This is a genomic window from [Empedobacter] haloabium (assembly GCA_008011715.2).
Lineage (GTDB): Bacteria > Pseudomonadota > Gammaproteobacteria > Burkholderiales > Burkholderiaceae_D > Rugamonas > Rugamonas haloabia.
Genome location: CP136508.1, coordinates 955,165 through 973,024 on the forward strand (window position 1 = coordinate 955,165; position 17,860 = coordinate 973,024).

The following is a 17,860-nucleotide window of genomic DNA, read 5'->3' on the forward strand; positions in this document are numbered from 1 at the left end:
GGAGCCCGCATGTTCGAGTTGTTTGCCCAAGCGTGCGCCGCCTCTCCCGCACGTGCCGCGCTGGTGACAGCCACGCTGCGCCTCAGCTATGCCGAACTGGCGCAGCGGGTGCTGCGCTGCGCCGGTGAGCTGGAACGCCAGGCCTGCGGGCCGCTGGTCGCGTTCGAGCTGGCGCGGCCCCAGGCGGTGGTCCTGATGCTGGCGTGCCTGAAGGCGGGCAAGACGTTCCTGCCGATCGACGCCGGCACCGCGCCGGCCGTGCGCGACCAGATGCTCGGCAGCGTCGCCTGCGACACGCTGGTCGAGCAGCTCGACCTGGACAGCGGCGTGCCGTCGCTGCGCCAGCTGGCGCCCGCCGTGGCGTCCACCGCGCGGCCAGACCCCGCCAGGTTCGACGGCGTGATGTCGCTGATGTTTACTTCCGGTTCGACCGGCCGGCCGAAGGCGGTCATGGTACGCGCCGCGTCGGTCCGCAACCTGCTGCACGCGCCGGACTTCTTCACGCTGCGGCCGGAGGACGTGTTCGCGACCTATTCGCCGCTGTCGTTCGACGCATCGACTTTCGAGATCTTCACGCCTCTGCTCAACGGCAACACGCTCGTCGTGCTCGACAAGAACGAGGTGCTGGCCGCCAGCGCGCTGGCGGCGGCGGTGCGCCGCGAGGGCATCTCCGTGCTGTGGCTGACCGCCGGCCTGTTCCAGGCGATGGTGCTGGCCGGGCAGTGCGCCGGCCTGGCCGGGCTGCGCACGCTGCTGGTGGGCGGCGACAAGGTCGACTGGCACGCGGCGCGACGCTTTCTCGCGCTGGCTCCGCAGGTCGCCCTGTACAACGGCTACGGTCCAACCGAGAACACGGTGTTCACCACCGTGGCCCGGCTCGACGTGGCGGTGCTGGACGGCGCACCCGGCGTGGTGCCGATCGGCCGCCCGGTGCGCGGCGTGCAATGCGTGCTGCGTGACGACAGCGGCGAGCTGCTGTCCGGCCCGGCCAGCGGGCGCCTGCTGGTCGGCGGCGCGGGACTCGCGGCCGGCTACGTGGGCACAACCGGCAACGAGGCCTTTCTGGACCATCCGCAGGCCGTCGGCGGACGCTTCTACGACACCGGCGACCAGGTGCGCCGCGACAGCGCCGGCACTTACTACTTCATCGGCCGCCAGGACGCCCAGGTGAAGCTCAATGGCCACCGCGTCGACCTGAACGGGATCGCGCAGCGCTGCATCGAGGCCGGCCTGGCGCCGCGGGTGATCGCCTGGTGCCACGCTGCATTGGGCGGGCTGGTGCTGGCATGCGCCGACGGCGGTCCCGACCGGGTAACGGTGGCCGACGCGCGGATCGACGCCGTGCTGAGCGCGTGGGAGCGGCCCAAGCGCATCGTCAACCTGGCCGAGTGGGCGCTCAACGCCAACGGCAAGACCGATGCCGCCGCGCTGCGCGCGCGCGCCGAGGCGCTGATTTCGGCAGCACCGGTAGCGGGCGACGATGCCGCCGCCGCGGCCGATCCGCTGGTCGCACTGGCCGAGCAACTGCTCGGCGTACGCATCCAGGACCGCCGGGCCAAGCTGTTCGCGCTCGGCTTCGACTCCGTCAGCATGCTGGGACTGCAGGCCGGCCTGAACGAGCGCTTTGGCGCCGACCTGGACCTGCTCGATATCTACGAAGCGGCCTCGCTGGCCGGGATTGAGGAATTGCTCCGTGACCGCTGCTGCATCTGAACAGGCCTTCTACCTGCGCCAAAGCGCCAACACCGACCCGGGACCGTATGCAGGCCTGCTCGACAGCGCCGGGAACGACGTCGAGCAGGTGTTCGCGGCGGCCCGCAACGTGGTGGAACACCACGCGGGCCTGAACAGCGAGCGGATCGGCCATGAACGCCTCGTCGAACTCGATATCTATACCGTGCGCGAGTTGCTGGGGCGCGTGGCCGGGCGCGGCGTGGACGACCTGCGCAGGCCGATTCCATTGCAGGACAAGGTGGTCGGCAACTGCCTGAACATCTCCAAGCTGGCCTGCGCGATGCTGCGCCAGCGCGGCGTGCCGGCACGCCTGCGCTATGCCTACTGCAGTTACTTCTATCCGGATTTCGCGCACGAACAGACGCTGGTGGAGTACTGGGACGACGGCCGCGGGCGCTGGTTGCGTGGCGATGCGTCGATGAACCGTCCGGTACTCGAAGCGCTCGGCAACACCGTGCGGATCGACCTGCGCGATGTCGCGCCCGAGCTGTCGTTGCCGATTGCCCAGGTGTGGCAGGCGTGCCGCACCGGGCAGGCCGATTTTGCCGGCTTTGGCGCCTCGGTCGAGAACCGCAAGCGCGCCGGTGCCGGCAATGTGGCACTGAAGATGCTGCAGGACCTGGCCTGCCTGAATCACGTGGAAATGATGCCCTGGGACTTCGCCGCACCGTCGGCGCGCTTCCTGCGCTCGCGCCATCTGGACCTGGCGGCCTTCGACGCGCTGGCCGCGCTGATGCTGGAGGGCGACTGGCGCGACTTGTTGTACGTGAACGGCCGACTGCCGTTTTTTGCGATACCGCGCCGCGTGTTGCGGCGCAGCCCCTACACGGGATGCAGTGTAACTCTGGTAAAGGATGGAATATGGAACACGCAATGAACGACCAAATGATTGCCATCGTGCGCTCGCTGTACACCGACGTGTTCGACACCGGCAACTGCCCGGCCGTCGACAGTCACTACCACGACGACGCGATCTGCCACTTCAACGGCAAGGACCTGAGCATCCAGTCGCTGAAGGCGTCGATGTGCGACTTCGTCGCCGCCCATACGGATATCGAGACCAGGATCGAATCGGTTTTCGCCAGCGGCGACCGCACGTTCGCGCGGCTGACGCGCAGCGTGACCGACAAGGAGACCGGTGTGCGGCGCCACATCCAGCTGATGGTGGAAAAGCGCTTTGTCGGCAACAAGGTGCAGGAACTGTGGTTCATGGTCGATGACGACCAGTACCGGACGACCTGGGACCGTTGAGATGACCGGACTAGCGCAGATGGACCACCGCATCGCAGTCATCGGGACGGCGCTGGCCCTGCCGGGCGCCGACTCGCTGGCCGGATTCGAGCGCATGACGTTCGACGCCGCCGATGCCTTCTCGGCGCCGCCCGGCGCGGCCGCGGCCGGCGAGAACTGGGTCGACCGGGCCGCCTATCTGGACGACTGGTCCGGGTTCGACTACCGCCTGTTCGGATTGTCGCTGCGCGACAGCGTCATCATCGATCCACAGCAGCGCCTGTTCCTGCAGCACTGCTGGAAGGCCATCGAGGCTGCCGGCTACAATCCGATGGCGCTGCCCGGGCGCGGCGCCGTGTTCTCGACCGCCTCCGACAGCGACTTCGTGCAGCTGGCGCGCGCCGCGGCGGACGATGCCGGCAACTATCATCCGTTCGAGATCGAAATCGGCTCGAACAAGGAGCAGCAGGCCCTGCGCGTGTCGCACGTGCTGAATCTGCGCGGCCCCAGCTTCGGCGTGCAGTCGGCCTGCTCCAGCGGCCTGCTGGTGCTGCACACGGCCATGCAGTCGCTGGCGCTGCGCGACTGCGACGTGGCCCTGGCAGGCGGCGCCTGCCTGCCATTCCCGCTGCACCAGGGTTATGAATATCGTCCCGGCATGAACCTGTCGCGCAGCGGCGTGATTCGCTCGTTCGACCAGGATGCCGACGGCATGGTGCCGGGCTTCGGCTGCGTCGTGTTCGTGCTGAAGCGGCTGGAGGACGCCGTCAGCGACCGCGATCCGATCCTGGCGGTGCTGGCCGCGAGCGCCGTGAACAACGACGGCAGCAACAAGGCCAGCTACGTGGCGCCCAGTTCGTCGGCGGTGGCCGAGAACCTGCAGGCGCTTCTGCGCAAGGGCGGCCTTGAGCCCGGGGCCATCGATTTCGTCGAGGCGCACGGTTCCGGTACCTACATCGGCGACGTGATCGAGGCGGCGGCACTGCGCCAGGTGTTTCGCGCCAGCTCGCGCGCGGCGGGCGGCACGGCCGTGGCCTCGGCCAAGGCCTCGGTTGGCCACCTCGACACCGTGGCCGGGCTGGTCGGCCTGCTGCGCACGATTGTCCAGATCGGCCGCGGCAGTATCGCGCCCGCGGCCAATTTCAGCGTGCTCAATCCACGCATCAGTTTCGACGGCACGCCCTTGTTCGTGCCGACGGCGGCGGCCCCCGTCGGCCAGCCGCTCACCGCGATCGTCAACGCGCTCGGTATCGGCGGCACCAATTGCGCACTGCTGGTGCAGTCGGCGCCGCCGGCACCGGCAGCGCAAGGTGCGGCCGGTGCCGTGTTGCCGGTACGCGTCGGTGCCAGCAGCAAGGAACGCCTGCGCGCGGCCGTCGCGCGTGCCGGCGCCGCGCTGGCCAGCACCCAGGCCGGGTTCGAGGCGCTCGTGTTCACGCTGAACCGGCGTGCCCGCGGCAAGCCGTTCGTGGCGCATTTCGCCGGCGCCGACGCGGCCGCCCTGGCAGCCCAGCTGGCCGCCTTCGACGGCGCGGCGCTGCCCGTTTCCGCGCCCGAGCCGGCGCCGGGCCCGGGGCCGCGCGCCGTCGACCTGGGCTGGAGCGAAATCGATCCGCAGGCACGGGTCGGCCTGCCGCAAGCGGCCGCCGTCGCGGCACCGGCTGCCGCCGCCGATGCCGCTGCCGATGCCGCCCAGCGCCTGCGCGCGATCTGGCAGGCGGCCCTGCTGCTGCAGGACGTGACGCCGCAAACCTCGTTCCGCGACGCCGGCGGGCATTCGATGCTGGCACTGACGATGCTCGACGATATCAATGGGGCGTTCGGCACGCAACATGACCTGGACTGGATCGACCAGCACGACCGCTTCGACCAGCAGCTGGCCGCGCTCGAGGCGCCGGCCGGGCCGGCACAGGCGGGCCGCCTGGTCAAGCTGGTCCGCGCCGCGCAGGGCACGCCGCGGCTGCGCCTGGTGCTGGTGCATGCCAGTATCTCGGGCTACGAAACCTACCGGCCGCTCGCGGCCCAGCTGGCGCCCGACATCGAATTGCTGGCGATCGATTCGCATAACCTGTATGCGGACGAGGGCCAACTGATCCGCGATGGCGCCGAGCTGGCCGCGCTGTATGCCAGCCAGTTGCGCGCGGCGTTGCTCGAGCGCTCGGTGCCGTTATGCCTGGGTGGCTGGTCGCTGGGCGGCATGCTGGCCGACCTGATGGCGCCGCTGCTGGCACCGCACTATCGGCTGTGCGGCACCGTGGCGATCGACTCGGTGGTGTACCGCGAGGAGCATGCGGCGCTGTTCGCCGACAGCGCGTTGGCCTATTTCATGGATCAGGGCAGCCTGCTGGCCGAGCGCTTCGAGGCCGACCAGCTGCAGCGCCAGGCGCGCCGACTGCAACAGGTGTTCGCCGCGGAGCGGGCGATGGCACGCGCATTCGTGCCGGGCTCGCTGGGCCTGCCGTTCCTGAACATCGTGGCGATCGGTACCCGCAAGCCGCTGGCCGATGCGGCGCTGCTGCAGGCGTTCGACCGCGCCAAGAACGATAACGGCTGGCGGCGCCAGGCCGATGAGCCGATCGTGCGCATCGACGCCGACCACGTCCAGATCGTCGACCCGGCCCACCTGGCAATGATCGCCCTGCACATCAACCGTTTCACGAGGTCCGCATGTACTACCACGTCATCCTGATGCGTTTCGCGCCGGCCGTCACGGCGCAGCAGGCCGAGCACGCGCTGCACGCGCTGGGCCAGTTGCGCACGCAGATTCCGCAGATCCTGTCCTATTCCTACGGGCCGAACGATCCCGCCAACCCGCATCAGCGCGGCTTTGGTCACGGATTCGTGATGGGCTTCGCGGGACGGGCGGAGCGTGACGCCTACCAGCAGCATCCGGCGCACCTGGACTTCATCGGCACCTGCCTGGAGCCGCTGCTCGAGGACGCCGCCGTGTTCGATTTCGACGACCTGGGCGGCCGGGCATGAGCGCGCTCGTGCACGAACCGCTGGCGGTCGTCGGGATGGCCTGCACGCTGCCCGGCGCGCCCGACTACCAGGCGTACTGGGATGCCCTGGCCGACGGTGCGGCGGCACTGCGGCCTGACCTGGCGTATGCCGAACTGTTCGATCCGGCGCGCTACGGCGTCAGCGAGCAGGAAGCCCGCATCATGGATCCGCAATGCCGGCAGTTCCTGATGCTGGCGGAAGCCGCGTTCGCGGATGCCGGTTACCTGCGTGGCCAAGGCATGGGCAGGGTCGGGGTGGTCGCCGCCCAGGCCTGCAACGGAACCTACCACGACTATCTTGCGACGCTGGCCGCGCGCGGGCATATCGCGCCGTTGCCGGCGCTGCTGGAGAACGTCAACCGCGGCAGCGATTTCCTGGCCACGCGGGTCAGCTATACCTTCGACCTGAACGGACCGGCGTTCAACCTGCAAAGCGGTTGCTCATCGTCGCTGGTGGCGGTCAGCGAGGCCTGCCACCTGTTGTGGAGCGGCCGCTGCGACGCCGTGCTGGCCGGCGGTGTGGCGATCACTTTTCCCCTCGATGCGGGCTATGAATACCAGCCCGGGTCGATCTACTCCGAGGGCGGCGTATGCCGACCGTTCGATGCGCGCGCCGATGGGACGGTACCGGCCAGCGGCGGCGGGGCAGTGCTGATCAAGCCGCTGGCACACGCGCTGCGTGACGGCGACAGCATCCACGCGCTGGTGCGCGCGGCCGGCGTCAACAACGACGGCGCGCGCAAGGTCAGCTTCGCGGCACCCTCCAGCGACGGCCAGCTGGCGTTGTTGCGCGAGACCTACGCGGCCTCTGGCGTGGCACCGGCGCAGCTGGCGTTCGTCGAGTGCCATGCCACCGGGACGGTCGTCGGCGATCCGATCGAAGTGCGGGCATTGCGCCGCCTGGTCGAATCGTATCCGCCAGCGCAACCGCACCGGCCCATCCTGCTGGGCTCGGTCAAGGGGCATATCGGCCACCTGTTCTGGTCGTCCGGGATTGCCTCGCTCGTCAAGGCCGTGCTGGCGCTCGAGCGCGGCTACTACCCGGGCACGGCCAACCTGGACACGCCCAATCCCTTGCTGAAGCTGGATGATTCGCCGTTCGCGGTGGCCGCCACCGGAAGCGTGCTCGACTTTGCCGAACGGGACTGCTGCGGCGTCAGCTCGATGGGTGTCGGCGGCACCAATGCCCATCTGATCCTGCAACGTTACCAGGGGCAGCCGGGCAGCCGCGCACGCCTGCCGGCACCGGACTGGCGGTTGCGTCGCTTCAGCCTGGTACCGGAAAAGCTGGGGGAGGGCATGGCAGTCGCCGCGGCGTCGGCTTCGTCCACGGCGCCGCCCGGCGAGGCGCAGCTGTGCGCCGCGATCGTTGCGCTGTACGAGGAAGCGCTGGGCGACACGGGGCTGGACGAAAACAGCAACTACTTCGACCTGTACGGCGATTCGATCACGGCTGTCACCCTGATCGACCAGCTGGGCGCCCGCTTCGGCATCGTGCTGACCCAGGACGACATCTATCAGCACCCGACGCCACTGGCGCTGGCGCGCCACCTGATGGCCCGGCTGCAGCCGACCGTGGCGGCGGCCGCGCCGCTGTCTCCGGTCGAGCCGCTGCCTCCGCTCGAGCCGGCAGCGGCCCAGGCATGCCTGAATCCCTATCAGGGCCGCTTCTACCTGCTGGAGAAGATGCAGCGCGGCAGTCACAGCCACTACAACGTTCCGCTCTGCCTGAACGGGCCGGTCGCCCCCGATTGGGAGCGGCTGTGCCAGGCGCTGCGGACGGTGCTGGCCGCGCAGCCTTCCTTTGCCCGCTGCCTCAAGTGGAATGCCGGCACCATCGAGCTGGGCGCGCCGCGCGGCGAGCTGCTGGCGGCGGAGCGGGACGAACTGGCCGCCAGTGCCGACCCGGAGCCGCGGCTGACGGCCTTTTTCGGCCATCGCTTCGCGCTGGAAAGCGGTCCGGCAGCGCGGCTCCTGTTGCTGCACCATGGCGCACAGCATTACCTGGCCTTGAATTTCCCCCATCTGTTGATCGACGGCGTGGGACTGGAAAACCTGCTGCGCGCGCTCGAACGCGCGCTGGCGGGACAGGAAATGGCGCCGCTGGCGGCACTGCCGGCGCGTGGCTGGGGCGACGCCGACCTGCGCTTCTGGCACGACCGGCTCGCCGGTATCGCACCCAGTACGCTGGCGGCGCGGCTGCCGCGCAGCGGCGGCAGCGCGCCGCAGTATCCGGCCGGCAGCGCCGAAGCCGTCGTGCCGCCAGCCCTGTATGGCGCCGCGCGCGCCGTCTGCCGTGCCCACAGCTGCACCCCGTTCGTGCTGTATTACGCGATCTTCAACGCCCTGATCGCGCAGCACAGCGGGGCCGCCCATGTGTTGACCGGCACCACGCTGAACAACCGCGAGGGCGCCGCCGTGCAGCGCATCGATTGCCGTATCAATAACCTGCCGCTGCATGTGCCGGTTCCCGACAGCGAGGACTATGGCGCGATCCTGGCCGCCACCGCGAGCCAGTTCAGTGCGGCGTTGCAGCACGCGGCAGTTCCTCTCGATGCCATCGTGCAGGCTGCCGGCGGCGGCGTGCCGTATCGCCTGCTGTTCATGTTCCAGAACCAGAACGATGGTTATCGCCTGGAACTCGACGGCGTGCCGTGGCGCGAGGCGGCTTATCGCTACCGTCCGGTGTACGGCGAGCTGTGTTTCCAGTTCAAGGCGGAGGCGGGCGACGGACTGCGGCTGGTGCTCCACTACGACCCGGACTATCACAACCAGGCCGACGCGGAGCGCCTGATCGCTGCGTTCTTCGCGCTCGGCACCCGATTCACCCATCATTTACTGGAAGCGAACAGTCATGCTTAGTGGACGTATCACCTCGGGCTATCCCGACTTTATCGCGCGTTTCGAAGACGCCGCCGCGCGCTGGCCCGAGCGCATCGCCTTGCGCTGCGGGGCGTCCGAATGGACCTATGCCCAGCTGCGCCAGCAGGCCATCGACAGCGCCGCGTTGCTGGCGGACCTGGCCCTGGCGCCGGATGCCGCCGTGCTGCTGTGCCTGCCACGCGGCGCGACGCTGCTGGCAGCCATGATCGGCTGCCAGTACCGTGGCGTTCCGTACATTCCGATCAGCTGGAGCACGCCGGCCGCGCGCCTGCAGCAGATGCTGGGCGCGCTGCCCGGTTGCGTGGTGCTGCACGACAGCGTCAATCCGCCGCATGCCGGGGTGGGCGAGATCCGCGCCGGCGTCGCCATCGTCGACCTGGCCGCGCGCCGTGCCGGGCAGGCGCGGCCGTCACATTCGGGCGGGCGCGAGGCGTACCGCATCTTCACGTCCGGTTCCACCGGCATCCCGAAGGCGGTGATGGTGACCACGCAAGCCTGCGGCAATCTGCTCGACCATTTCAGCGTGCTGCTGGCCGGGCAGGTCGCGCCGCTGGTGCTGTCCAGCACATCGCCGGGCTTCGATATCTTCTACCTGGAATATGCGTTGGCGCTGGCAAACGGCGCCACCCTGGTGCTTTCCGATGAGCAGCAGGCCGCCTCGCCGCAGGCGCTTGCCCGCTTGCTGGCGACGCTGCGGCCCACGTTGTACCAGTCCACCCCCTCTTTGCTGAAGTGCCTGCTGCCCTATCTCCCACCGGACTTCCGCTTCGACACGGTGCTGGTGGGCGGGGAAGCGCTCGGGCAGCAACTGTCGAGCACGTTGGTCGCGCGCGCGCGCGGCCTACAACGTCTACGGTCCGACCGAAACCACCGTATGGTCGACCTGGATGCGGCTGGAGGCGCCGGGTGAACGCCGGATCGGCGTGCCGATCCAGAATACCCACATCGCCATCGTCGACGACGCGGGCCGCGCCGTGGCGCCGGGCGAACCGGGCCGCCTGCTGATCGGCGGCGATGGCCTCGCGCTCGGCTATCTCGGCCAGCCGCAATTGACCGCGCAGAAATTCAGCCACGCCATGCACGACGGCACGCTGTGGTATGACAGCGGCGATATCGGCTTCATCGATGCCGACGGCCTGCTCAACTTCGTCACGCGCGCCGGCGACTACGTCAAGGTCAACGGTCACCGCATCGAATTGCTTGAAATCACCGATGCGCTCGAGGCGCTGCCGTTCGTGGCCGAAGCCGCCGTGCTGTGCGTGCGTGACCGGCATGAGGTCGACCTCCTGGTCGCCTTCGTCAAGCCCGACCCGCGCCACCCCTGCACGGACCCGGCCTGCACGGCCCGTGCCGAGCTGGCCCGGCTGCTGCCGCCGTATATGCAACCGCACAGCCTGGCGGTCGTGGACGACTTCCCGCGCAACAGTGCCGGCAAGCTCGACCGCAAGGCGCTGGCGCCCCTGGCGCCCACCGTGGCCATGCCGGCTCGACCGGCCGGTCCGGCGCCCGGCGTGGGCGACAGGATCGCGGCGCTGCTGGCGCCCTACCTGAACGTGTCGCGGCTGGGTCCGAACGACAACCTGTTCGCGCAGGGGCTGACGTCGATGCACGCCGTGTCGTTCCACCTCGACCTGGCGGCGCAATGGCCGCATATCGAGCTGTTCCATGTTTTCGAGCATCCCACGCTGTCGCGTCTGTCGGCCCTGGCGGCCGAGCAGCCTTGCGCGGCGTAACACCAACCACTACTAGGAGAATGTCATGAAATCGCTGCAAATCGCCGCCCTGGCCGTCGCGGTCCTGGCCAGCCCGCTGGCTGCCGCCCACGGTCCCAAATCGCGGGTCATCCACGCCAAGACGGTGGAGACGGTAAAATTCGGTCCCGACCTAACCGACATCCAGATCCTGGTGCCCAACGACGACGGCCAGGGCACGATGACGGCCGGGACCGAGCGCCTGCCGGCCAAGATCAGCATTCCGGTGCACTACCATCCTGGCACCGAGGAATTCATCTACATCGTCGAAGGCGAAGGCGAGGCGTCGCTCGACGGCGAGGTCAGCAAGGTTACGGCGGGCGACATGATCCTGATCGCCCCCGGCAGCCACCATGGCCTGAGCAATACCGGGACCACGACATTGAAGATGCTGTGGAGCTACAATAACAAGAAGATGGTCGATTTCTTCCGCGAGTTCAGCTTCAAGGACGCGGCCGACCGCGATACCCGGGCTACCCGCGCCTACTGGGACACGCTGGCCGAGAAGTACAAGAGCACGATCGTCCTGTTGCCGCCGCCCGGAGGCGCCAAGCATGACTAAGGACAGCATCCTGGCCAACGTGCGCCGGCTGTTGCCGGAATTGGCGGCGGCGCCCGACCTGGAGGAGGGCCGCACGCTGCCGGCCTGGGTGGTGGCTCGCCTGAAGGAGGCGGGCTGCTTCCGCATGTGCATGCCGCGCAGCTGGGGTGGCCCTGAGCTGACCACGCTCGAGCAGCTGGAAATCATCGAAGCCCTGGCCAGCGTCAACGCCTCGGTGGCCTGGTGCGTGATGATCGGTTGCGATTCGGGCCTGTATTCGGGCTACCTGGACGATGGGGTCGCCCGTGAGCTGTATGGCTCGCTCGACGCTGTCCAGGCCGGCTGGGTATATCCGGGCGGGCGCGCCATCGAGACCGATGGCGGCTACAAGGTCACCGGGCGGTGGATCTTCGGCAGTGGCATCAAGCACGCCGATGTCATCGGCGCCGGCTGCCTGATCTATGAACACGGCAGTCCGCGGCTGGACGCCGAGGGCCGGCCGGAATGGATCGTCGTGCTGGGCAAGCAGGGTGACTTCGACATCGAGGACAACTGGGATACCACCGGCCTGCACGGCACAGGCAGCCACAACTACCATGTCAAGGGCGGCTTCTTCCCGCGCGCGCACAGCTTCAGCTTCCGCCAGCCGGCGCAACGGGATGGCCTGCTGTGGCAACGCAACGATACCTTCCTGCGCAAGATGGCCGCGATACCGCTCGGTGTGTGCCGCGCGGCCCTGGATTTCACCCATGGCTACCTGCAAGAGCGGCAGGACTTCAATACCCGCACGCCGCTGCGCAATTCCCCGATTGTCCAGCACAAGCTGGCCGAGTGCGAACTGAAGCACAACGCCGCCCGTGCCTATCTGTACCGTACCCTGGAGCGCCAGTGGCGATGCCTGGAAAGCGGCGAGGTGCCTGACGAGCGACTGCGTGCCGACGTCTGGCTCTCGCGGGTCAGTGCCTTCCGCAGCTCGCGCGAGGTGATCCTGGCCTTGTACGACCTGGTGGGCGGGCCGGCGATCCGGCGCGGCGAGACGCCGATCGAGCGGGCAATGCGCGATTCCCTCACCTGGTGCCAGCACCTGGTGGGCAAGGAAAGCGGCTATGAAGCAGTCGGCAACCTGCTGCTGAACGGCAGCGTGGCGGAAGGGTTCCCGATGCTGTAGGCCCGCACCGGTACGGCCGGTCGCGTGGCAGCGTGGCCGTGCCGCCCGGCGCAAATGAATTGATCAACCATCTTCAATCCCGGTGCTCATCGGCCCTGCCTCCGACAAGGGGCATGAGTGGTGAGCGAGGGCAATCCGAGGTCTTGTGATAAGTGACAAAGTAATGCGTTGGCAAGAACCTTTCATGCAGGTTCTGGACGCCGTGAAGAGCGAAGCCGAGGTACTGGAAGTGCTTGTCACGGCAGTGCTCGAGTTGGGGTTCGAGTACTGCGCCTTTGGCATGCGCTGGCCCTTGCCGGTGATCAGGCCGGCCATGTCCATCATTGCCAACTATCCGGAAAGCTGGCGCAAGCGCTACCTGGAAAAAAACTACGTGGCCTGCGATCCCACGGTGGCCCACGGCCTGACCTCGCAGCAGGCCCTGGTATGGTCGGACCAGGTATTCGCGGCGGCGCCGGCATTGTGGGACGATGCCCGCGACCATGGCTTGCGCGTGGGCGTCGCGCAATCGGCCTACAACGCGCGTGGCGTGGCCGGCCTGTTGACGGTCTCGCGCTCGCACGAGCCGGTCGGCGACGCCGAGCTGCGCAAGCACGCGCCGCACCTGTGGTGGCTGTCCCAGGCCGCGCTCGACGCGATGACGCGGGTCACGCTGCAGAACGGCCGGGCCGAGGCGAATATCTGCCTGACGGCGCGCGAAGTCGAAGTGCTGCGCTGGAGTGCCGACGGCAAGACGGCCAACGATATCGCGGAAATCATCCAGATATCCGAGCGCACGGTCAGTTTTCACATCAACAACGCACTGCTCAAGCTGGGCACGGCGAACAAGACGGCAGGCGTGATCAAGGCCGCGCTGCTGCGCCTGCTTTGACTGCCCAGGTGCCGGCGCCCGCTTCGATGCTGCTCGCATCGGCCGACGGGGCGGTCCCCCCGCTCGAACTGTTCCATGCGCACTTCGACGCGGAACGCTTCGACGTGGCGTGCTTTGCCGGGCACGCCATCGCGCTGCCGCCGGCCATCGCGCGCGCGGTGCCGAAACGCCAGGCGGAGTTCTTTTTCGGACGCTGGTGCGCCCGCGCCGCGCTGGCGCGTCATGGCCACGCTGGCGTGGTCGGCGTGGGCGCCGCGCGCGAGCCGCTCTGGCCGCACGGTCTCATTGGCAGCATCAGCCACAGCCACGGCATGGCAGCCGCGGTGGCGCTGCCAAGAATCGGGATGCGCGGGGTGGGAATCGATATCGAGACTATCGCGCAGGGCCGCGCCCTGCGGGCGCTGCGCCAGGTCGTGCTGTCGACGCGCGAACAGGCCTGGCTGGACGCGCTCGATTGTCCGCTCGCGCCGGACATCGTGCTTACCCTCGTGTTCTCGGCGAAGGAAAGCTTTTACAAGGCGGTGTTCGAGACTGTGCGGCGTTTCCTCGGTTTCGACGCGGTCGAGGTCGTCGGCATCGACTGCGACACGCGCCGCCTGTGGTTCGACGTGTCGCAGGCGCTGCCGGCGCCCTTTGTCACGGGCTGCCGTTTCGCGGTCGGCTATGCCCTGCTGGGGCAGGGACGCGTGCTGACCGATTTCCGATGGTGACGGCGCTGCCGCGACGCGCGCTATTTCAGCTCGTCATCCAGCGGATCGGCCGGCGCGGCGGCCGGGATGGTGTACTTCTCCTCGGCCCAGGCACCCAGGTCGATTTGCTTGCAACGTTCGGAACAGAAGGGACGGAACTTGTTCTTCTCCGTCCACTCCACTTTCTTGCCGCAGGTAGGGCAGTCAACGACAGTAGGCATACATCAAAAAGCGCAAAGGGTGAGTTCGAAGGGCACGTCTTCTTCCAGGGGTTTCGGCTTCAGGTCGCCGCCCTGGGTGGTGAAGCGCACCCACAACATGTATTTGTTGGCCGAGATCTCGGGGATCGCGCCCAGTGTGCCGTCCACGGTCAGGCGCAGCATCTGGTACACCTTGCCCTGCAACATCTGCTGGTAGCTGCCGGCGTTGGCGATCATCTTCTTGGGCGCGCCCGAGTCGCGCAGCAGGCGCAGTACCAGCGCCAGCGCGTCGAACAGCGGGGCCAGCGGCGTGAACCAGGTCATGATGTCGTTGAAGCGCTCCTCGAACGGGCGCTTCTGCCAGGCATAGTAGGACGGCAGGTCGAATTCGCAGGCGCCGCCGGGGATGATCGTGCGGCCGCGGATGCTCATCAGCCACTCGTTGTCGCGCACGTTCTGGCCCGTCTTGCCCTGGGCCGCCACCAGCGCACTGGAGACGGCATCCACCTCGCCCAGCACGGCATCGAGCATTTCCGATTGCACGTTGGGATTGGTGCGGTAGCCCAGCAGCGTCTGGCGCTGGCGCTCCAGCTCCTGCAGCAGATCGGATTTCAGGTCGGCGCGGCCCGCCACTTCGAGCATGTCGAAGATCGTGGAGAGCGCCACGTGATGCTGCATCGGGTGTTCCTGATGCACAAAAAACTTGAATTTCTCGAACAGATCTTCCAGCCGCAACAACGTGCGAATTCGCTCGTTGAAAGGATATTCATAGACGATCAAAGTGAATCCCTCTGTTGGTAGACCCGGAAAGGGAACCCGGCGGCGCCGCCGCGGCGCCATGGCGGCACTGTACGGACGGCGCAAAACTGGCGGCGCAGCGGACAGGCGAGAACGCTTGCTGCGGCTGTCCCGAGCTCCCTGAAAGAATTCTCGTGATTCTGAACCATGGGAGGCAAAAATACAAACGTTGTTAATTGTTTCTCGCGTGCGCGGCGGCCATTTCGACGTAAAGGCCGTGCAACCGGTCCACTTGCGGCGCCAGCGCGGCCAGTTCGCCGCCATTGTCGACCACGTCGTCCGCCGCCGCCAGCCGCACCTGGCGCGGCACCTGGGCGGCCATGATGGCCCGCACCTGCGCTTCCGGCAGGCCGTTGCGGTGCATCACGCGCACCAGTTGTAGTTCCTCCGGGCAATCGACGACCAGCACGCGCTGCAGGCGCGACTGCCAGGTGCCCGATTCCACCAGCAGCGGAATGTCGAAGATCACATACGGGGCCGTGCCCAGCAGGCTGGCCGCGTAGACCGCGTCGCGGATCATCGGGTGCAGGATCGCTTCCAGCCGGGCCTTGGCGGCCGGGTCGGAAAACACCAGCGCGCGCATCCTGGCGCGGTCCAGGGCGCCGTGTTCGTCGGCGCAACCGGCGCCGAATTCGGCCAGCACGGCCGGCATCGCGGCGCCGCCCGCAACCGTCAGGCCGCGCGCGATCTGGTCGGTGTCGACGATGTCCACGCCACGCTCGGCGAACAGGCGCGCCACGACGCTCTTGCCGCTGCCGATGCCGCCCGTGAGGCCGACGGTAAAGCGCGCGCTCACGCGCCACCGCCCAAGAGGCGTGTCGTGAAGCCGGCGATCGGGCCGCCGAACAGCAGCGCGATCATGCCGGCCGCCGCCAGGTAGGGGCCGAACGGGATCGGGTTGCCGCGGCCGTGGCGCGCGAACACGATCAGGCCGATACCCACCAGCGCGCCGACGATGGAGGACAGCAGGATAATCGTCGGCAGCATCGTCCAGCCCAGCCACGCGCCCAGCGCCGCCAGCAGCTTGAAGTCGCCGTAGCCCATGCCTTCCTTGCCCGTGGCGAGCTTGAACAGCCAGTACACGGTCCACAGCACCAGGTAGCCGGCGGCGGCGCCGATCACGGCGTCGGCCAGCGGCACGAAGGTGCCGTTCAGGTTGACCAGCAGGCCCGCCCACAGCAGCGGATAGGTCAGGTCGTCCGGCAGCAGCTGGGTGTCGGCATCGATGAAGGTCAGCGCGATCAGCAGGTAGGCGAACAGCAGGCTCGCCAGCCCCATCGGACCGCTGCCGAACTGCCATACGAGCAGCGCCGAGAGCGCCCCGGTAAACGCCTCGACCAGCGGATAGCGCGCCGAGATGCGCGCCTTGCACTGGCTGCACTTGCCGCGCAGCGCCAGCCAGCTGACGACGGGGACGTTCTCCAGCGCCGTGATCTTGTGGCCGCAGTGCGGGCAGGCGGAACGCGGCAGCACCAGGTCGAAGCGGTCCGTGTGCGGCAATGGCTGGCCCGATTCGGCCGCCACGTAGTTGTCCGACTCGCGCTTCATCATGACCGGAATGCGATAGATGACGACGTTCAGGAAGCTGCCGATCAAGAGGCCGAAGATGGCGGCGAGGATGGCGGCACCTGGCGTGGCGGGCGGGGCGAAGAGATAGAGGTCCTGGAGCATGTCGGTGAGCGGTACGAACGAGTGGCTGCGCGAAACCGAAGCTTACACCAGCGCCGCGGCCGTCATGTGCTTTCCTCCGGCTGACGTGCTGACATACAATCGGCCTTCTGCCCGGATGGGTGACATGGGAACGGACGATATGGCGAAAGCACGGCAGGACGGGGCGGGCAGCGAGGCGGCACGGCGCCGCCTGCAAATGGCGGACATCGCCCGGCTGGCCGGCGTTTCGACGGCCACCGTGTCGCGCGCCTTGAACAACAGCCCGCTCGTCAATGCCGAAACCCGCGGCCGCATCCTGGAGCTGGCCGCTTCGCTGAAGTACTCGATCAATATCGGCGCGCAGAACCTGCGCCTGAAGCAGAACCGTACCATCGGCGTGCTGATTCCGTACGACCGCAAGACCCACCTGCGCCTGACCGACCCGTTCCTGCTGGCGATGCTGGGCAGCGTGGCCGACGCGCTGACGGAGCAGGGCTTCGACATGCTGTTCTCGCGCCTGCCGACCGACCGGCTGGGCGAAGCGGCCGCCACGCCGTTCGACACCGGCCGCGTCGGCGGCATCATCCTGGTCGGCCAGTGGGGGCGGCACCATGAACTGAACGAACTGGCGGCGCGCAAGGTGCCGATGGTCGTTTGGGGCGCGCATCTGCCGCAACAACTGTATTGCTGCGTCGGCAGCGACAACGTCGGCGGCGGCATGCTGGCAACGGAGCACCTGATCGCGCAGGGGCGCCGGCGCATCGCGTTCTTCGGCGATATCGACCTGCCGGAACCGGCCCAGCGTTATCGCGGCTATTGCGCCGCGCTGGCCAGGCATGGCATCGCCGTCGATCCTGCCTTGCAGGTGTCCAGCCCCTTCCTGCCCAGCGGCGGCAGGGAAGCGGTCGAAACGATGCAGGCACGCGGGGTCGACTACGACGCCGTATTCGCCTGCAGCGACCTGCTGGCGATGACGGCCATCGACAGCCTGCGCGCGCACGGCCGGCGCGTGCCCGAGGATGTCGCGGTGGTCGGCTACGACGACATCGAGCAATCCGCCTACTTCCATCCCCGCCTGACCACCGTGCGCCAGCCGATCGGTGCTGCCGGCAGTGCCCTCGTGGCCTCGCTGCTGGCGCTGATCGACGGCAAGCCGGCGCCCGCGGTCGAACTGCCCACCGAACTGGTCGTGCGCGCCAGCGCCGGCGAAGCCCAGGGCTCCTAGTTCCTTTGCCGTACCGCCCGGCGCACCCGACGCCCAGGGCTCCTAGTTCCTTTGCCGCACCGCCCGGCGCACCCGACGCACACGTGCTTTTGTAATCGTTTGCATATGAGGGTCGAGT

17 protein-coding genes and 1 pseudogene are annotated in these 17,860 nt (G+C 68.1%); 14 read left to right on the plus strand and 4 right to left on the minus strand.

Annotated features, from left to right (window positions below):
* The first annotated feature begins 9 nt into the window (after window positions 1–9).
* The 13 genes and pseudogenes from E7V67_004335 (at window position 10) to E7V67_004395 (ending at window position 13,890) form a co-directional block, all read left to right on the plus strand.
* Window positions 10–1,713 carry a non-ribosomal peptide synthetase gene (locus E7V67_004335; GenBank protein WUR14338.1) on the plus strand — a complete coding sequence of 568 codons (1,704 nt, stop codon included), beginning with the start codon at window positions 10–12 and terminating at the stop codon, window positions 1,711–1,713.
* Window positions 1,694–2,611 (plus strand): transglutaminase domain-containing protein, encoded by a 918-nt coding sequence (locus tag E7V67_004340; protein ID WUR14339.1) that lies wholly within the window; start codon window positions 1,694–1,696, stop codon window positions 2,609–2,611. The genes E7V67_004335 and E7V67_004340 overlap by 20 nt, the downstream gene beginning before the upstream one ends.
* Window positions 2,608–2,985 carry an ester cyclase gene (locus E7V67_004345; GenBank protein ID WUR14340.1) on the plus strand — a complete coding sequence of 126 codons (378 nt, stop codon included), beginning with the start codon at window positions 2,608–2,610 and terminating at the stop codon, window positions 2,983–2,985. Before E7V67_004340 ends, E7V67_004345 begins: the two co-directional genes overlap by 4 nt.
* Before the next feature lies 1 nt (window position 2,986).
* Window positions 2,987–5,653: a beta-ketoacyl synthase N-terminal-like domain-containing protein gene (locus E7V67_004350; protein ID WUR14341.1), complete on the plus strand. Its 2,667-nt coding sequence runs from the start codon at window positions 2,987–2,989 to the stop codon at window positions 5,651–5,653.
* Window positions 5,632–5,946, plus strand: coding sequence for a Dabb family protein (locus E7V67_004355; GenBank protein ID WUR14342.1), 315 nt, complete (start codon window positions 5,632–5,634; stop codon window positions 5,944–5,946). Before E7V67_004350 ends, E7V67_004355 begins: the two co-directional genes overlap by 22 nt.
* A complete protein-coding gene (locus E7V67_004360) occupies window positions 5,943–8,828 on the plus strand; it encodes a beta-ketoacyl synthase N-terminal-like domain-containing protein (GenBank protein ID WUR14343.1) in 2,886 nt (961 codons plus the stop codon). The genes E7V67_004355 and E7V67_004360 overlap by 4 nt, the downstream gene beginning before the upstream one ends.
* The gene (locus E7V67_004365) at window positions 8,821–9,759 is read left to right on the plus strand and encodes an AMP-binding protein (GenBank protein ID WUR14344.1); all 939 of its coding nucleotides are present in this window, start codon (window positions 8,821–8,823) and stop codon (window positions 9,757–9,759) included. Before E7V67_004360 ends, E7V67_004365 begins: the two co-directional genes overlap by 8 nt.
* A pseudogene (locus tag E7V67_004370) lies at window positions 9,686–9,967 on the plus strand (AMP-binding protein). Before E7V67_004365 ends, E7V67_004370 begins: the two are co-directional and overlap by 74 nt.
* A gap of 78 nt (window positions 9,968–10,045) precedes the next feature.
* Window positions 10,046–10,582, plus strand: coding sequence for a hypothetical protein (locus E7V67_004375; protein ID WUR16227.1), 537 nt, complete (start codon window positions 10,046–10,048; stop codon window positions 10,580–10,582).
* 25 nt (window positions 10,583–10,607) lie between these two features.
* Window positions 10,608–11,162: a cupin domain-containing protein gene (locus E7V67_004380; protein ID WUR14345.1), complete on the plus strand. Its 555-nt coding sequence runs from the start codon at window positions 10,608–10,610 to the stop codon at window positions 11,160–11,162.
* Window positions 11,155–12,309 carry an acyl-CoA dehydrogenase family protein gene (locus E7V67_004385; GenBank protein WUR14346.1) on the plus strand — a complete coding sequence of 385 codons (1,155 nt, stop codon included), beginning with the start codon at window positions 11,155–11,157 and terminating at the stop codon, window positions 12,307–12,309. Before E7V67_004380 ends, E7V67_004385 begins: the two co-directional genes overlap by 8 nt.
* A gap of 184 nt (window positions 12,310–12,493) precedes the next feature.
* The gene (locus tag E7V67_004390; protein WUR14347.1) at window positions 12,494–13,180 is read left to right on the plus strand and encodes an autoinducer binding domain-containing protein; all 687 of its coding nucleotides are present in this window, start codon (window positions 12,494–12,496) and stop codon (window positions 13,178–13,180) included.
* A 26-nt stretch (window positions 13,181–13,206) separates the two neighbouring features.
* The gene (locus E7V67_004395; GenBank protein ID WUR14348.1) at window positions 13,207–13,890 is read left to right on the plus strand and encodes a 4'-phosphopantetheinyl transferase superfamily protein; all 684 of its coding nucleotides are present in this window, start codon (window positions 13,207–13,209) and stop codon (window positions 13,888–13,890) included.
* Window positions 13,891–13,910: 20 nt separating this feature from the next.
* On the opposite strand, the gene yacG is transcribed toward E7V67_004395, so the two are convergent.
* The 4 genes from yacG to E7V67_004415 form a co-directional block, all read right to left on the minus strand.
* Window positions 13,911–14,090, minus strand: coding sequence for a DNA gyrase inhibitor YacG (yacG, locus tag E7V67_004400; GenBank protein ID WUR14349.1), 180 nt, complete (start codon window positions 14,088–14,090; stop codon window positions 13,911–13,913).
* Between the two features lie 3 nt (window positions 14,091–14,093).
* A complete protein-coding gene (gene zapD / locus E7V67_004405; protein ID WUR14350.1) occupies window positions 14,094–14,849 on the minus strand; it encodes a cell division protein ZapD in 756 nt (251 codons plus the stop codon).
* A 190-nt stretch (window positions 14,850–15,039) separates the two neighbouring features.
* Entirely contained in the window at window positions 15,040–15,663 is a 624-nt protein-coding gene (gene coaE, locus E7V67_004410) for a dephospho-CoA kinase (protein WUR14351.1), read from the minus strand.
* Window positions 15,660–16,538, minus strand: a complete 879-nt coding sequence (locus tag E7V67_004415; protein WUR14352.1) for an A24 family peptidase — start codon at window positions 16,536–16,538, stop codon at window positions 15,660–15,662. The genes coaE and E7V67_004415 overlap by 4 nt, the downstream gene beginning before the upstream one ends.
* A gap of 124 nt (window positions 16,539–16,662) precedes the next feature.
* Between E7V67_004415 and E7V67_004420 the strand changes: the two genes are divergently transcribed.
* Window positions 16,663–17,742 carry a LacI family DNA-binding transcriptional regulator gene (locus E7V67_004420; protein ID WUR14353.1) on the plus strand — a complete coding sequence of 360 codons (1,080 nt, stop codon included), beginning with the start codon at window positions 16,663–16,665 and terminating at the stop codon, window positions 17,740–17,742.
* Window positions 17,743–17,860 lie beyond the last annotated feature (118 nt).

Excerpts from the sequence above, each read along its gene's own strand:
- E7V67_004385 (WUR14346.1), top strand. The coding sequence starts at position 11,155 with ATGACTAAGGACAGCATCCTGGCCAACGTGCGCCGGCTGTTGCCGGAA.
- E7V67_004415 (WUR14352.1), bottom strand. The coding sequence starts at position 16,538 with ATGCTCCAGGACCTCTATCTCTTCGCCCCGCCCGCCACGCCAGGTGCC.
- E7V67_004335 (WUR14338.1), top strand. The coding sequence starts at position 10 with ATGTTCGAGTTGTTTGCCCAAGCGTGCGCCGCCTCTCCCGCACGTGCC.
- E7V67_004395 (WUR14348.1), top strand. The coding sequence starts at position 13,207 with ATGCTGCTCGCATCGGCCGACGGGGCGGTCCCCCCGCTCGAACTGTTC.
- E7V67_004350 (WUR14341.1), top strand. The coding sequence starts at position 2,987 with ATGACCGGACTAGCGCAGATGGACCACCGCATCGCAGTCATCGGGACG.
- E7V67_004360 (WUR14343.1), top strand. The coding sequence starts at position 5,943 with ATGAGCGCGCTCGTGCACGAACCGCTGGCGGTCGTCGGGATGGCCTGC.
- E7V67_004390 (WUR14347.1), top strand. The coding sequence starts at position 12,494 with ATGCAGGTTCTGGACGCCGTGAAGAGCGAAGCCGAGGTACTGGAAGTG.
- E7V67_004380 (WUR14345.1), top strand. The coding sequence starts at position 10,608 with ATGAAATCGCTGCAAATCGCCGCCCTGGCCGTCGCGGTCCTGGCCAGC.
- E7V67_004365 (WUR14344.1), top strand. The coding sequence starts at position 8,821 with ATGCTTAGTGGACGTATCACCTCGGGCTATCCCGACTTTATCGCGCGT.
- E7V67_004345 (WUR14340.1), top strand. The coding sequence starts at position 2,608 with ATGAACGACCAAATGATTGCCATCGTGCGCTCGCTGTACACCGACGTG.
- yacG (WUR14349.1), bottom strand. The coding sequence starts at position 14,090 with ATGCCTACTGTCGTTGACTGCCCTACCTGCGGCAAGAAAGTGGAGTGG.
- E7V67_004420 (WUR14353.1), top strand. The coding sequence starts at position 16,663 with ATGGGAACGGACGATATGGCGAAAGCACGGCAGGACGGGGCGGGCAGC.
- E7V67_004355 (WUR14342.1), top strand. The coding sequence starts at position 5,632 with ATGTACTACCACGTCATCCTGATGCGTTTCGCGCCGGCCGTCACGGCG.